Source organism: Peristeroidobacter agariperforans (assembly GCF_004138335.1).
GTDB classification, from domain to species: domain Bacteria; phylum Pseudomonadota; class Gammaproteobacteria; order Steroidobacterales; family Steroidobacteraceae; genus Steroidobacter; species Steroidobacter agariperforans.
This window is the reverse complement of the sequence record NZ_RYFW01000001.1, coordinates 3,135,446-3,149,426: the sequence shown is the minus strand read 5'-3', so window position 1 is coordinate 3,149,426 and position 13,981 is coordinate 3,135,446. Positions and strand designations below refer to the sequence as shown.

At 62.5% G+C, this 13,981-nt stretch carries 11 protein-coding genes and 2 pseudogenes; 6 read left to right on the top strand and 7 right to left on the bottom strand.

Annotated elements, in window-relative coordinates; all coding sequences use genetic code 11:
• Positions 1–54: 54 nt before the first annotated feature.
• Entirely contained in the window at positions 55–1,443 is a 1,389-nt protein-coding gene (locus tag EK373_RS13610) for a sensor histidine kinase (protein WP_129643168.1), read from the bottom strand.
• Entirely contained in the window at positions 1,430–2,095 is a 666-nt protein-coding gene (locus EK373_RS13605) for a response regulator transcription factor (protein WP_129643167.1), read from the bottom strand. The genes EK373_RS13610 and EK373_RS13605 overlap by 14 nt, the downstream gene beginning before the upstream one ends.
• Positions 2,096–2,370: 275 nt before the next feature.
• Between EK373_RS13605 and EK373_RS13600 the strand changes: the two genes are divergently transcribed.
• Complete coding sequence (locus tag EK373_RS13600; RefSeq protein ID WP_129643166.1) at positions 2,371–2,838, top strand: universal stress protein; 468 nt, start codon at positions 2,371–2,373, stop codon at positions 2,836–2,838.
• Between the two features lie 17 nt (positions 2,839–2,855).
• Here EK373_RS13600 and EK373_RS33730 read toward each other — a convergent pair.
• Positions 2,856–3,425, bottom strand: a pseudogene (locus tag EK373_RS33730) (NAD(P)-dependent oxidoreductase).
• A 180-nt stretch (positions 3,426–3,605) separates the two neighbouring features.
• On the opposite strand from EK373_RS33730, the gene EK373_RS13590 reads away from it, so the two are divergent.
• The 3 genes and pseudogenes from EK373_RS13590 (at position 3,606) to EK373_RS34265 (ending at position 7,192) form a co-directional block, all read left to right on the top strand.
• Positions 3,606–4,694, top strand: a complete 1,089-nt coding sequence (locus EK373_RS13590; protein WP_129643165.1) for a glucose 1-dehydrogenase — start codon at positions 3,606–3,608, stop codon at positions 4,692–4,694.
• A gap of 15 nt (positions 4,695–4,709) precedes the next feature.
• Positions 4,710–6,524: a glycoside hydrolase family 15 protein gene (locus EK373_RS13585; protein WP_129643164.1), complete on the top strand. Its 1,815-nt coding sequence runs from the start codon at positions 4,710–4,712 to the stop codon at positions 6,522–6,524.
• Between the two features lie 11 nt (positions 6,525–6,535).
• A pseudogene (locus EK373_RS34265) lies at positions 6,536–7,192 on the top strand (zinc-binding dehydrogenase).
• A 12-nt stretch (positions 7,193–7,204) separates the two neighbouring features.
• Here the strand turns inward: EK373_RS34265 and EK373_RS13575 are convergent.
• The 3 genes from EK373_RS13575 to EK373_RS13565 all read right to left on the bottom strand — a co-directional run bounded on the left by EK373_RS13575 (position 7,205) and on the right by EK373_RS13565 (position 10,017).
• The gene (locus EK373_RS13575) at positions 7,205–8,665 is read right to left on the bottom strand and encodes a phospholipase D family protein (protein WP_129643163.1); all 1,461 of its coding nucleotides are present in this window, start codon (positions 8,663–8,665) and stop codon (positions 7,205–7,207) included.
• Between the two features lie 18 nt (positions 8,666–8,683).
• On the bottom strand, positions 8,684–9,559 hold the full coding sequence (locus EK373_RS13570) for a universal stress protein (RefSeq protein WP_129643162.1): 876 nt from the start codon (positions 9,557–9,559) through the stop codon (positions 8,684–8,686).
• A 122-nt stretch (positions 9,560–9,681) separates the two neighbouring features.
• A complete protein-coding gene (locus EK373_RS13565; RefSeq protein ID WP_129643161.1) occupies positions 9,682–10,017 on the bottom strand; it encodes a TFIIB-type zinc ribbon-containing protein in 336 nt (111 codons plus the stop codon).
• A 199-nt stretch (positions 10,018–10,216) separates the two neighbouring features.
• Between EK373_RS13565 and EK373_RS13560 the strand changes: the two genes are divergently transcribed.
• Positions 10,217–10,879 (top strand): Fe2+-dependent dioxygenase, encoded by a 663-nt coding sequence (locus tag EK373_RS13560; RefSeq protein WP_129643160.1) that lies wholly within the window; start codon positions 10,217–10,219, stop codon positions 10,877–10,879.
• Between the two features lie 24 nt (positions 10,880–10,903).
• On the opposite strand, the gene EK373_RS13555 is transcribed toward EK373_RS13560, so the two are convergent.
• Complete coding sequence (locus tag EK373_RS13555; RefSeq protein ID WP_129643159.1) at positions 10,904–11,329, bottom strand: universal stress protein; 426 nt, start codon at positions 11,327–11,329, stop codon at positions 10,904–10,906.
• A gap of 227 nt (positions 11,330–11,556) precedes the next feature.
• Between EK373_RS13555 and EK373_RS13550 the strand changes: the two genes are divergently transcribed.
• Positions 11,557–13,962 (top strand): arylsulfatase, encoded by a 2,406-nt coding sequence (locus EK373_RS13550; protein WP_129643158.1) that lies wholly within the window; start codon positions 11,557–11,559, stop codon positions 13,960–13,962.
• Positions 13,963–13,981 lie beyond the last annotated feature (19 nt).

The window sequence follows — 13,981 nt, the reverse complement described above, 5'->3', positions numbered from 1 at the left end:
AGCATGCCCGACGAAGCTTTGCTCAAGCTTTGGACGCGGCGTGGATGAACGGATTCACAGTGCGGGGAACGGACCGAGCGTGACGTACAAACGCGCAGCGCGCAGCTCGAACTTCAGTTGCAACTCGAGCGACCGGGCGAGCGCGAAGGCTAGTGCGAGGCCCAGGCCGGCGTGCTGTGCCGTTCCGCCCTCGTGCGGCTTGCGCCAGAAGCGCGTGCCCAGGTGCACCAGGTCTTCTTGCGCCAGCTGCGGCGCCTGATTGTCGATACAAATGAAATATGCAGGGTGTTTGTCGTGCCGGGTCTGGGTGATCGAGCAGTTCACGTCGCCGCCGACGGGCGCATAGTCGACAGCATTCTGCAGCAGGTTGGTGAGAATGCGCTCGAGGATGCCGACATCACTGTGCACCCAGACCTCCGCCGGAGCGCGCAGAGTCAGCGCGATCCGGTTGGCGGCGGCCGAACGACGCATCGTTTCGATCTGAATCGCGGCAAGTCGGGTCAGATCCAGCGGATCCAGCGCCGGCGCTTCCTGACCGGATTCGAATCTCGCGAGCGCCAGCAGTGTGTCCACGCTTCGCTGCATGCGTTCGGTCGCCGCGATGGCGGTGACCAGACCGTTGCGCAGGGCCGCGCTATCGCCATCGTGCAACGCCACCTCTGCAGTCAGGCGCGTTTCAGCCAGGGGCGTGCGTAGCTCATGAGCAATGTCACGCGAAAAGCGGCGTTCGCGTTGAATCGCACCGTAGAGCCGGTCGATGCCGACGTTGAACGCAGCTGCGAATGGCGCGAGCTCCGCGGGCAAATGCTCGCCAACGCGCCCGGGCGGCTTTTCGGCGTCCATCGTCGCGATGCGCGCGCCTTGCTCCAGCAGCGGCGCAAGAGCACTCCGCACCATCCATTGCACTAGCACCAGGACCACGACGATCGTGACCGCGATCCCGCCGAATAGCACGGAGTGAATTCCGCCTTCGGCGTTGTTCCAGGCTTCTCGTTCGGTGGCTACGACCAGCAGGCGACCGCTCTCGTGATTCTCCAACGCCACTGCCAACGCACGGCCCTTGTGACCATCCGGCGTGAGCACATCGTAGTAAGCGGGAAGCGGGAGATCGTGCCCGGGCGCAGCCACGGCGACGCCGTGACTGTTGCTCGAACCAAGCACCATCCGGGCATCTGCACCGTAGACTGTGAAAAATTCGGTGTGCCCGGGGATGTCGTAATAAGGCAGTAGCCGGCCGAGTGTTTCCGGATCGCTGTGATTGAGCGCGTAGGCCAGACTGCGAGCCTGATTCGACAGTACCGAATCCAGATGATCATGGGCGCCGGCGTCGATCCAGTGGTCCATCGATACGAACAGCAGCGCCAGCACTGCCCCGAGCGCCAGCGTCACACGCACCGTGAGGCGGCGCCGGATGGACCAGAGATTCGCTTCAGCCGACGACATACCCAAATCCACGGCGGGTTTGCACAGGATCGCCCGCGCCCGCCCTGGCCAGCTTGGCGCGCAGTGTGCTCATGATGACTTCCACGGCTTTGTCGGAAGAGTTGCTCTCGCTGGCATACAGCTTCTCAAAAATCTGCGTACGCGACATGACCCGCCCGCGTGAGCGCAACAATAATTCCAATAGCGCGAACTCTTTGGGAGTTAGTTGCAAATCTTCGCCGTGCCAGCGAGCGACACGCGAAAGAATTTCGAGGTGCAGCTCGCCGTGCATGAGCACCGGCCGCGGATCATCGGTCGGCCGACGACTCAACGCGCGCAGTCTGGCCAGCAACTCGTCCAGCGCGAACGGTTTGACCAGATAGTCGTTCGCTCCCGAATCCAGCGCCGCGACCCGGTCGGCCACTCGATCCCGAGCAGACAACACCAGCACCCAGGTCGGATAGCTCCGCTGCCGGATCGCGCGCAGGACCGCGAATCCGTCCAGTTCCGGCAGCATCAGATCCAGCACCACCAGGTCGTATTCGTAGCCCTCGACGAAGCGCAGCGCCGCCCTGCCGTCGCCGGCGTGATCGCAGATGTAGCCTTCGCCCTTCAGGCTCTTGAGCAACGCCGCGCTAAGCGGAGCGGAATCTTCCACGACGAGCAGACGCATGATCCGGAGGCCGACACTGAGATGAGGAGCCGGACAGTCTACGTTGGCGCGACGGGTCGAGCGACTGCTCCCCTTCGGATGAAGTTCGAGCTTTCACTCTGCGGCGGGATTTGATATGGGCGAGAGCTGACGTTCTGCAGCTCTGTCCTACAAGGCGCGCCGAGCGAAAATGTTTAGTTGGACCAAAGCCCCCTTGATCCCTCGCTGAGCTGCGCTCACCGTTCGGTGTGTCATACGTCATGAATGCGCCGACGCCGGCAACGGGAGACTGCATCATGTACTCACGAATTCTCGTTCCGGTCGATGGCAGCGAGGCGTCCACTCAGGGTCTCGATGAGGCCATCGATCTTGCACGTCATTTGCTGGCGCGGTTGCGGCTCGTGCACGTCGTAGAGCCCTACGTCACGGTGACGCTCGAGACCATGCCGATCACCGTTCACCAGATTGCACAAAGCAGGCGCGAGACCGGCATCACGCTGCTGCAAGAGAGCGAGAACAAGGCGAAGAATGCCGGTGTCGAGGCCGAGGTGGAGTTGATCGAGACGCCCGGCGGCTCGGTCGGCGAATATATCGTGAAGCAAGCCGAAGAAGTCGATGCCGACCTCATCGTTTGCGGCACTCACGGGCGTCGCGGCATGCGCCGAATGTTGATGGGCAGCGACGCGGAATACATCGTGCGACGCGCTCCTGCTCCAGTGCTTCTGGTACGTAGCAAAGAGACAGCAGCAAGCAAAGAAGCCTAGCTACATCGATGGGCGCATCAGTGTGGCATGGGTGCGTCCATCACGACGGCATTGACCGCGTAGCGAGGTGCATGGCCACCCAGGACGCGCGCGGCCTCCTCCGCAGCAGTCCGCCGGACGTACTCGATCGACTCTTCGGAGTAATAGGCCGCGTGCGGGGCAATGATCACGTTGGGCAACTGAAAGAGCGGGTTGCTCGAACGGAATTCCTGCTGCTTGGCCGGCTCTTCCTCGATATCGTCCAACGCAGCGCCTGCGGTCCAACCTTCCGATAGCGCCGTGTGCAGGGCCGCGTCTTCGACGATCGGACCCCGGGCAGTGTCGATGAGCACGGCGCTCTTCTTCATGCGACGCAGGCTCTGCTCATTCAAAAGATGATGAGTCTCGGCCGTGAGCGGCGCCTAGACGATCAGATAATCGCTGCCCTCGAGCAACGAATCGAATGAGACGGGCTGCGCCCCTTGCTCGCGAATCGAAGCGGCTTCGATGAACGGATCGTGCGCCCAGATCTCGACGCCGAACGCCCGCGCGCGCTCGGCAATCCCGCGAGCTATCGCGGCCGTCGGGCGTCCGCCCTTCGCTGTCATTGATAGACGGGGAGTTCGAAGGCAAGACCGCGCAGACTACGCATGTCTGGATGTTGCTCTGAGCGCCACGCACTGCCTAGTTGCCCCCTGGGCCTAGGTAATCGGTGATGGTGCGGTCAACGACGATCCTGCGTAGCCTGCCACCGAGCATTCACTCGCTGCCGGTGCGGAGACCAGAGGATGCAAGCTCTCGCAGTCCTTCCTGAAGAGCGCAAGCTCGAACTGATCGACGTTCCCAGACCGAGCCCGCGGGCGGCAACCGAGGTTTTGTTGAAAGTGCGCGAGGTCGGTCTTTGCGGCACTGACCGAGAGATCAGCTCATTCGAATACGGCGAGCCGCCCGCCGGCGATCGTTATCTCGTGCTCGGACACGAATCTCTGGCCGAGGTGGTGGAAGTCGGCTCGGCGGTGCGCAGCTTTAAACCGGGCGATCTCGTCGTGGCTCTGGTTCGTCGTCCCTGCCCGCACGCCGAGTGCCTGCCTTGCCGCGCGGATCGCTCGGACTTCTGCCACACCGGCGACTACACCGAGCGCGGCATCAAAGAGGCGCATGGCTTCCTCACCGAATACGCCGTCGACGACGTGCGCTTTCTGGTGCGGGTGCCGAAGGCTCTCGCCGAAGTCGCCGTGTTGATCGAACCGCTCACCGTCATCGCCAAGGGATTCGCCCAATCGCACGCGATCTTCGACAGGCTGCCCTATGAGGGCGGACCTCGGCGTGGGCTCATTCTCGGCGCGGGACCGATCGGTCTGCTCGGCGCGATGGCTTCGACCGCCGATGGATTGGAAACAGTTGTCTATTCAAGGGGACCGGAAAACGGCGAGCGCGCGGACCTGGTGCGTTCGTTCGGCGCCTCTTTCGTCTCCGCCGATGAGCAGCCGCTCGAGTCATTGGCCGATCGCACCGGCGAGTTCAAGCTGATTCTGGAAGCCGTCGGGGTGGCGTCGGTCATGATGGCTGCGCCGCGCGTTCTGCAAGCAAACGGTGTCGCCATCCTCACCGGCATTCCCGCGGAAGGCGCAACCGTAGAGATGGATGTCGGTCGTCTGCTGCGCGACCTGGTCCTGAAGAACCAGGTGATGTTCGGCACCGTCAACGCCGCGCGCCAGGATTATATGTATGCGATCGATCAGCTCGAACGCTTCATGACTTTGTTCCCGCAGAGCGTCCGCAAGCTCATCACCGAACGCGTGCCACTCACTGAGGCAGCCGCAACGTTGCTGCACACAGGCGGCATCAAGAGCGTCGTGCAGCTCGATCGACCCTGAGCGAGCGTGAAGCACATGGGCGCTGCCATCGAAGATTACGGCATGATCGGCGATTGTGAGAGCGTCGCGCTGGTGGGCCGCGACGGCTCCATCGACTGGCTCTGCTGGCCTCGTTTCGACTCGGCCGCCTGCTTTGCCGCGCTGCTGGGGACGCCGGCGAACGGACGATGGTTGCTCGCGCCTGCTGCAGCGATCAAGAGCACGAGTCGAAAGTATCGAGCTCACACGCTCATCCTGGAAACACGCTTCGAAACAGCGGACGGTGCGGTAACCGTCATCGATTTCATGCCGCCGCGCAGCGGTCACTCGGAACTGGTTCGCATCGTGCGCGGCGACAGCGGTCAGGTTCATATGCAAATGGACCTGAAGCTTCGTTTCGACTACGGCCTGTCCGTGCCTTGGCTCACCTCGATCGGCGAATCCCTGCTGCAGGCTATCGTCGGACCGGATCTCATCGTCATCAACGGCGGCCATCCTTGCACTCAGTCCGACGGTACTGTGACGACTGACTTCACGATTCGCGCCGGCGAGACCGTGCCATTCGTGATCATGCACGGCCCTTCGCACCTGCCGGCGCCCTGGCCCATCAGCGCCAGCGCCGCGCTGGCGCAAACGGAACGGTTCTGGCTCGACTGGGTGAGTCAGTGCGAATACCGCGGGCCGGCAGCAGATGCGGTCGAGCGCTCGCTCATCGTTCTCAAGGCGCTGACTTACGCATCGACCGGCGGCATCGTCGCGGCGCCGACGACCTCCCTGCCGGAGGAAATCGGTGGCGAGCGCAACTGGGATTACCGTTACTGCTGGTTGCGGGATGCGACCTTCACTCTGCTCGCCTTCATGAACGCGGGCTATCGGGCCGAGGCCGTAGCGTGGCGCGACTGGTTGATGCGAGCCGTTGCCGGCGAGGCCGCGCAGGACCAGATCATGTACGGCATCGCCGGCGAACGCCGCTTGCCCGAGTGGGAAGTCGCGTGGTTGTCTGGCTACGAGGGCTCCAGACCGGTGCGCGTCGGCAACGCCGCGGTCAGCCAGCTCCAGCTCGATGTCTACGGCGAAGTGGCCGATGCACTACATCAAGCGAGGAAGATGGGTATGCGCGACCCCGAACAAAGTGCCGCGCTCGAAAGGGAGTGGATCGAGCACCTCGAGGAGATCTGGATGGAGCCCGATGAAGGCATCTGGGAAGTGCGCAGCGGGCGGCAGCAGTTCACTCATTCGAAAGTCATGGCGTGGGTGGCGGTCGATCGCGCGATCAAGGATTTCGAGCAGTTCAACCTGCCAGGCCCACTCGATCGCTGGCGTGCTTTGCGCGCGGAGATCCACGCACATGTTTGTGAGCACGGCTTCAATGCCAGCGTGGGCACGTTCGTTCAAAGCTATGGATCGACTGCACTGGATGCGAGCCTGCTGCTCATCCCGCTGCTCGGTTTCCTGCCGGCCGCCGATCCGCGAGTGGTCGCTACCATCGAGGCGATCGAACGCAAACTGACGGTCGATGGGTTGGTGCTGCGCTATGACCTGGAGAAATCCGAGGACGGCCTGGCCGGCCATGAAGGAACATTCATTCTCTGCAGCTTCTGGCTGGTCGATTGCCTGATCATGCTGGGCCGGCGCGACGACGCTCAGCGCCTGTTCGAGCGTTTGTTGAGCCTGCGCAGCGATCTCGGCCTGCTCGCGGAGGAATATGACCCCGCTGCTCGCCGGCAACTCGGTAACTTTCCCCAGGCGTTCTCACATATCGGACTGGTCAACTCCGCAGTCAATCTGAGCCGCGCCATCGGGACCGTGACTCAACGCACCGATAGCGAGCCCGGCCAGGTCGGTGCATGAGGAAAACAGCAATGGCGAAGACGATGCAAGCAGCGGTCGTGCACGCGTTGGGACAACCACTCAGCATCGACGAAGTCGCGATCCCGACGCCTGGACCCGGCGAGGTACTCGTCAAGGTCAAGGCCAGTGGCGTGTGTCACACGGACTTGCACGCAGCCGAGGGCGACTGGCCGGTCAAGCCCTCGCCGCCTTTCATACCCGGTCACGAAGGCACCGTATGTCGTGGCATTGGATGTAGCGGACGACAAGCTCGCGCTCGCCAAAACATTGGGCGCGGACGTTACCGTCGATGCAAGGGCGCCGGATGCAGCCGCTCAGGTCATCAAACAAACGGGCGGCGGCGCGCACGGCGTACTGGTCACGGCAGTTTCACGAGGCGCTTTCAATCAGGCTCTCGATCTCGTTCGACGCAAGGGGACGATCAGCCTGGTCGGCCTGCCCCCGGCCACTTCGATACGCCAATCTTCGACGTCGTGCTCAAGCGCATCACGATTCGCGGCTCGATCGTCGGCACGCGTCACGACCTGGCCGAGTCGCTCGCATTCGCAGGTGACGGCAAGGTGCACTCTCATATCCATCGACGCTCGCTCGGCGACATCAATCGCGTCCTGGCGGACCTGAAGGCGGGCACCGTCGATGGCCGCATCGTGCTCGACCTGGCGGCATGACGGCGCCGCCGATCACAGCAGCCAATCGATCGGCAAGGTGGCAACCAAGGCGAGCATCATCCGCTGGAAAGCATTCGTGTGCGGCTCGATCCGATACGTCTTCTCTCCCGCCGGAGTCGTTTCGACCCATTCAAGGTCATCGTGCTCATCCAGCCGTACTCGATACGAGTGCGCCGGCACCTGCGTTGCAAAGAAATGGTTGAGCCGGCGCGCGAGCTGCGGGCTGTCGAGTAGCAAACCCATCTCTGTGTTGAGATACGCGGAACGCGGATCGAAGTTGAACGAGCCGACGTATACGTAACGGCCGTCGATCTCGAAGGTCTTGGCGTGCAGGCTCGCCGCGGAGCTGCCCCGAGTCAGGGATGTTGAGGTTGGCTCGACGCGCTTGACCTCGTAGATCTCCAGGCCGGCCCGTAGCAACGCTTTGCGACGCTTGGCATAGCCGGCGTGCACGGCGGCGACGTCCGTTGAAGCGAGCGAATTGGTGAGCACGCGCACCCTGACGCCCTGCTTCGCGAGCTGGACGAGGTCCTTCGTACCCGTGATCGCAGGCACGAAATAAGGCGACACCAGATCGAACTGCACACGGGCCTGGCCTGTCAGCTGCAACAGCCGCGGCAACATGAGCAACTCCTTTGGCGGCTCTGCGTGCAACACTTTCGCCGGATCGTCCGAAACGAGGCGCGCGCCGACCCACTCCATCGCCAGCTGCCCCTCCTCCAGCTGTGTCACGAATCCCTTTTCGTCCAGCGCTTCAAGGTACTGCCTCGAGCCTGGTTTCGCGTGCACTGCTGCGAAGGCGGCCTTCAGGTTATGCATCGCCTGGATCGACGCCTTGCCCAGCAGTCTTCGGGCCGGGTGCGCCGACTCGCTGTTGAAGTACAGATCGAAGTTGCTCGACACCTCGGTCGCGATCGGGCCGACGGCCAGCACGTCGAGGTCGGCAAAATTCATCGCGCTGCCGGCGTCGAAATATTCATCGCCGACGTTGCGCCCGCCGAGCACACTGACTTCATGATCGACGGTGAACGACTTGTTGTGCATGCGACGGTTCACACGGCGAAAGTCGAGCAGATAGTTGATCCAGCGCAGGCGCCGATAACGCAGCGGATTGAACAGGCGCACCTCGATGTTCTCGTGAGCATCGAGCGCGACGAGCGTCTCGTCGAGGCCAGCCGTGTTGTTGTCGTCCAATAGCAGGCGAACGCGCACGCCGCGTTCCGCCGCACTCCAGAGCGCCTCGAACATGAGATAGCCGGTCACGTCGGCGCGCCAGATGTAACACTCGACGTCGATCGAGCGTTCTGCGGCGGCCGCGAGAAGCGCCCGCGCAGCGAATGCGTCCCGGCCATTTTCCAGCGCATAGATCCCGCTCACACCGGGATGCGCGCGCAGCGTCGGCTCGATTGCCTCGTGAAGGCGAGATGCTTGCGCGCCCGTCGTCGAGAGCACGCCCTCAGTTGAAAAGGACATACGTCGACCGTGCTCATGTCAGCTCTGCGGTACTACCGCAACGTCACAAACGGCGCGCTCCAGCACCCGGCGCGTTACGCTGCCCAGAACCTGCTCTGACAGCCAGGATCGGCCTTGTTTTCCCATCACGATCAGCGTGCACTGACTCGCAGCCGCACGCTCGTAGATGTTTACTCGTGCGTCTCCCATCTGCACGGTGCTGATCACCGGCTGACCGAGCGGAGTCGCTGTGAGCTCGGCCATGCTGACAGTCGCCTCGCGTTGCAACTCGTCAGTGTAAGCTGCGACGCCGTCCTCGGTAACGCCCGCGCTGCGTAACCTTGGCTTGAGAGAAGAGTCGAGCGCATGGAACACGTGTAGCGTCGCACGTGGCGCCAGCTTGGACGCGAACTGCAGCGACGGCGCGGAGTATCGCGAGAAGTCGACGGGCACGAGCACGTTGTCGTAAGGGATCTGCGGATCCTGCTTTACGACCAGCATGGGGCACTCGACCATCCGTGCGATGCGCTCTGCCGTAGAGCCAAGAATGAAATCACGTAGCGGATTCACGCCGCGCGGCCCCAAGACCAACAAGTCACTGCTCGCGCTGACCGCGAGAATCTCGTCCATCACGCGACCTTCGCGCAGCACCCGATCATGGACCACGCCGCCCGCGGCGACTATGTCCTCGGCAAGCGAATCGAGACCGCGTTTGGCCTCGAGGCGCAGCGGCTGCTCCACGTCGAATGCTGGCGACCGGCGTAGCAACAACTGCGCCGTCGAGCTATCGACGACGTGTAAGAGATCCAACTTGGCGCCAATGTCCTTGGCGAGCGCTCCAGCACGCCTCGCCGCTCGATGGGCCGAGAAGGAAAAATCAGTGGCTGCGACGACGGCGCGAACAGGAGGGGTCATGGAGCGGTCTTCGCTTCGGCAGTTGCTTCGTGCTGAAGCAACGCTCGTGGCCGAATCGAAGGTGGGGGCCGTTGTGTTGGACCAAGGCCCCCTTGACTGATCGAACGGCGGCTACGCGTCCATCAATCGAAAATATCGAAGATGGAGCGCTTCTTTCTATAGCCGCCGTAGCCATACTCGCCGCGCTCGCCCCGCTCTCCGCGTTCTCCATACTCGCCGCGTTCGCCGTAGCCGCGGTCCGAATAATGAGGAGGCGGCGGCTGCATCGGTTGTCGCTGGCCAGACCCAGAATGTTGATCGGCCCCAGCCGCGTCTTCGGCCGTCGAGGCCATGAGTTTTTCGAGCTCGCCGCGGTCCAGCCAGACGCCACGGCAGACCGGGCACATGTCAAACTGCACGCCGGCGCGGGTCACCGTGGTCATGGAACTGTTGTCGTTCGGACATAGAAGCAATGGCATTGCGCTTTCCTCGTCGAAATAGGGAGGCGCAAACGCGTCAAACGTGGGCCTCCGCCTGAAAAGTGTGCGTCCGACATCACGACGGTCAACTCCCGTCGTCAGAGGGGCCCGGTCCGCGCCCTCACCTTATGAGAGGAAAGAATTGAAAATCAAGTCCTGCATTCCCGCACACCGCACGCCCGCCGCAGAGTGAGACCCGATGCTAGTCCTTGATGACATATTGAGCACTGACGAAGTCGCGCGCGTCCGCGAGAGCTTGAAGCACGTGCCGTTTCGGGATGGCCGAGTCAGCGCTGGCCCCGCCGCCCGCGAGGTCAAGCAGAATGAGCAGGCTGACCGGGGCGATCCCGAGGCTGCCGCGCTTGCTCGCCTGGTGAAGATGGCGCTCGAACGTCACCCCACCTTCCCTGCGCTGGTCCGGCCGATTCGATGGTCCAACCTGATGTTCTCTCGCTATGTCACCGGGCATCGCTATGGTTTACATACCGATGACGCGTCCATGGTCGACGAACACGGCTGGCTGCTTCGCACTGACGTGAGCTTCACTCTGTTCCTGTCGAGTCCGGATGAATACGAAGGCGGCGCGCTGAGATTCAGCGGCGCGGCCGGCGAGAACACTTTCAGGCCTGCAAGCGGTTCGGCAGTAGTCTATCCAACGGGCGTGCTGCACGAGGTGACCCCAGTGACCGGCGGCGTGCGACTGGCGTGCGTCGGTTGGGTACAAAGCCTGATCCGCCGCGCGGACCAACGCGAGCTCCTATATGACCTCGAGCGCGCCCGCCGCGACTTGACTTCGAGAGAGGCGCAGCTGCTGCTCGATAAGTCGATTGGAAATCTTTTGCGGATGTGGGGCGAAGGCTGAATCGCGCCCGATCCGAGCCCATTCCTATTTGACGATCGTGACCGGGCACGGCGCGAGCTGGATGACTTTCGACGCCACAGAGCCCAACAGCATGCCGGTCACTCGCCCGCGGCCCCTGCTGCCCATCACGATCTCGCTGCGCCCACGACGCTTCGCGAGTTTGACGATCGTCGCGGCCGGATCGCCGATCAGCACGCCGACATCGGCTTCGAGCTTGCGTCGCTTGAGCAGCGCGCGCGCTGCCTCGAGGGCCGCACCGGCAAGCCGATGCTGATGCTCTGCAATCATCTCGCGAGACACGTAGCGACTCGCCGGCATCCCGAGTTGCACATTGAAGACCACGAGCGAGCCCTTGTCCGCCATGGCCACTCGATCCACGGCATATTCCAGCGCGCGCGTCGACGCGTCCGAGCCATCGACGGGAACGAGAATCGTCTGAGTTGATCGCATCGTCGCACTCCATCGGCAACTGGAGAAGAAACAAAGCGAGTCGCGCTTAGTTCCTGCAACGTGCCTCGGCGAGATGCTCTGCGCTGGCTTCGGGCAGCCGCCTTTCACTTTGTGCGTACGGCAATTTCATCCGTGCACTGCGCACGTCCCCTTTGACGAATTGAACTGATAATCGAAGAAGCTACCCTGTGCACCATGGCAAGTCGGCGTGATATCAGGGGAGAGCAATGAGAAAAGTTGAACGCAAGAAAACACGCGCCGGCAACCACGAAGATTTTTCGCGCGAAATCCTGCCGATCCCCGATCAACCCCGCACCGGCCTGGTCACGTTCGATGCGAAAGATCCGGAAACGCAGTTCGCGCCGATCAAACAGTTGCGCCCGCCGCGCGGCGCGCCGAGCGTGCTGCTCATCCTGCTGGACGATGTCGGCTTTGGCGCTCCCAGCGTATTTGGAGGCCCGTGCAACACTCCAACTGCAGAGCGACTGGCAGCGCGAGGGCTCGCATACAACCGCTTCCATACGACGGCGCTCTGCTCGCCGACGAGGCAAGCACTGCTCACCGGACGCAACCACCATTCCGTCGGCATGGGCGGCATCACGGAAATTGCGACCGGTGCGCCAGGTTATTGCTCGGTGCTGCCGAATACGTGCGCGCCGCTTGCAAAGACGCTGAAGCTCAACGGCTACTCGACCGCCCAGTTCGGCAAGTGCCACGAGGTGCCCGTCTGGCAGACGAGTCCCGCAGGTCCGTTCGATGCATGGCCTACCGGCGGCGGCGGATTCGAATACTTCTATGGGTTCATCGGCGGTGAGGCGAATCAATGGTACCCCTCGTTATACGAGGGCACGACGCCCATCGAAGTCGACCGCACGCCCGAAGAGGGCTATCACTTCATGGAGGACATGACCGACAAGGCGATCGACTGGATCGGTCAGCAGAAGGCGCTGATGCCGGACAAGCCGTTCTTTGTTTACTTCGCGCCCGGTGCGACGCATGCCCCGCACCACGTCCCGAAGGAATGGGCAGACAAATATAAAGGGAAGTTCGATCAAGGCTGGGACAAGGTGCGCGAGGAAACGTTCGCGCGCCAGAAAAAGCTCGGTGTCATCCCGAAGGATTGCAAACTCACGGCGCGGCACAAGGAGATACCGGCGTGGGACGAAATGCCGGCAGCGCTGCAGCCTGTGCTGGCCCGGCAGATGGAGGTGTACGCCGGATTTCTCGAGTACGCCGATCACCACGTCGGACGCCTGATCCAGAGTCTCGAGAAGCTGGGCCAACTGGACAACACGCTGATCTACTACATCCTGGGAGACAACGGCGCCTCGGCCGAAGGCACGCTCAACGGCACGTACAATGAAATGATCAACTTCAACGGCGGAGCGGCGCTGGAAACGCCGGAGTTCCTGCTGGCGCACATGGACAAGCTCGGCGGTCCCGAGTCGTACAACCATTTTGCGGTGAGCTGGGCGCATGCGATGGACACACCCTATCAGTGGACGAAACAGGTAGCTTCCCATTGGGGAGGTACGCGCAATGCCACGATCGTGCATTGGCCCGCTGGCATCAAGCCAAAAGGCGAAGTGCGCACGCAGTTCCATCATGTGATCGACGTAGCGCCCACAATCCTGGAAGCCGCAGGTCTGCCGCAGCCGCTTGCCGTGGACGGTGTGCAGCAACGTCCGATCGAAGGCGTGAGCATGCTCTACTCTTTCGACGACGCAAAAGCGGCCGAGCGCCACGAAACGCAGTACTTCGAGATGTTCGGCAACCGCGGCATCTATCACAAGGGCTGGACCGCGGTGACGCGGCACAAGACGCCGTGGCTGCTGGTGGGCGAAAATGTGCCGCCGTTCGACGAGGATGTCTGGGAACTCTACGACACGACGAAGGATTGGTCGCAGGCAAACGATCTCGCGAAACAGATGCCCGACAAACTAAGTGAGTTGCAGCGGCTCTGGCTGCTCGAAGCCGCGCGGTACAACGTGTTGCCGCTGGACGATCGAGGAACGGAGCGAGTCAACTCGGATCTTGCCGGTCGACCGCTGCTCATCCGCGGCACGTCGCAGATACTGTTCGGAAAGATGGGACGGTTGTCCGAGAACTCCGTGGTGAACATCAAGAACAAGTCACATTCGGTCACCGCCGAGATCACGGTCCCGAAAGGCGGTGCGCAAGGAGTGATCATTGCGCAAGGCGGTAATATCGGCGGTTGGTCGCTGTACATGAAGGACGGCAAACTGAAGTACTGCTACAACTTGTTCGGCCTGCGGTACACCTATATCGAATCGCAGGCGCCGATTGCCGAAGGCAACCATCAAGTGCGCGCGGAGTTCAAATACCAAGGCGGCGGCCTGGGCAAAGGCGGCACACTTTCTCTCTACGTCGACGGCGCTCGCGCGGGCGAAGGCGAGATCGATGCCACTGCGTCGATGGTGTTCTCAGCGGACGACGGTTGCGATGTCGGCAGAGACACCGGCGCGCCGGTCGCGCAAGACTACGGACCGCGCGGCAACGCGTTCACAGGACGCGTCAAAGGTGTACAAATCGCGATCGCCGAAGCGGCGGAAGCAGAGGGTCATTTGGTAGCCCCGCAAGAAGCCCTGCGGATCGCGATGGCGCGGCAGTGAAGGCAAGCCTCCGCTGCCG

Excerpts from the sequence above, each read along its gene's own strand:
- EK373_RS13610 (WP_129643168.1), bottom strand. The coding sequence starts at position 1,443 with ATGTCGTCGGCTGAAGCGAATCTCTGGTCCATCCGGCGCCGCCTCACG.
- EK373_RS13605 (WP_129643167.1), bottom strand. The coding sequence starts at position 2,095 with ATGCGTCTGCTCGTCGTGGAAGATTCCGCTCCGCTTAGCGCGGCGTTG.
- EK373_RS13600 (WP_129643166.1), top strand. The coding sequence starts at position 2,371 with ATGTACTCACGAATTCTCGTTCCGGTCGATGGCAGCGAGGCGTCCACT.
- EK373_RS13590 (WP_129643165.1), top strand. The coding sequence starts at position 3,606 with ATGCAAGCTCTCGCAGTCCTTCCTGAAGAGCGCAAGCTCGAACTGATC.
- EK373_RS13585 (WP_129643164.1), top strand. The coding sequence starts at position 4,710 with ATGGGCGCTGCCATCGAAGATTACGGCATGATCGGCGATTGTGAGAGC.
- EK373_RS13575 (WP_129643163.1), bottom strand. The coding sequence starts at position 8,665 with ATGTCCTTTTCAACTGAGGGCGTGCTCTCGACGACGGGCGCGCAAGCA.
- EK373_RS13570 (WP_129643162.1), bottom strand. The coding sequence starts at position 9,559 with ATGACCCCTCCTGTTCGCGCCGTCGTCGCAGCCACTGATTTTTCCTTC.
- EK373_RS13565 (WP_129643161.1), bottom strand. The coding sequence starts at position 10,017 with ATGCCATTGCTTCTATGTCCGAACGACAACAGTTCCATGACCACGGTG.
- EK373_RS13560 (WP_129643160.1), top strand. The coding sequence starts at position 10,217 with ATGCTAGTCCTTGATGACATATTGAGCACTGACGAAGTCGCGCGCGTC.
- EK373_RS13555 (WP_129643159.1), bottom strand. The coding sequence starts at position 11,329 with ATGCGATCAACTCAGACGATTCTCGTTCCCGTCGATGGCTCGGACGCG.
- EK373_RS13550 (WP_129643158.1), top strand. The coding sequence starts at position 11,557 with ATGAGAAAAGTTGAACGCAAGAAAACACGCGCCGGCAACCACGAAGAT.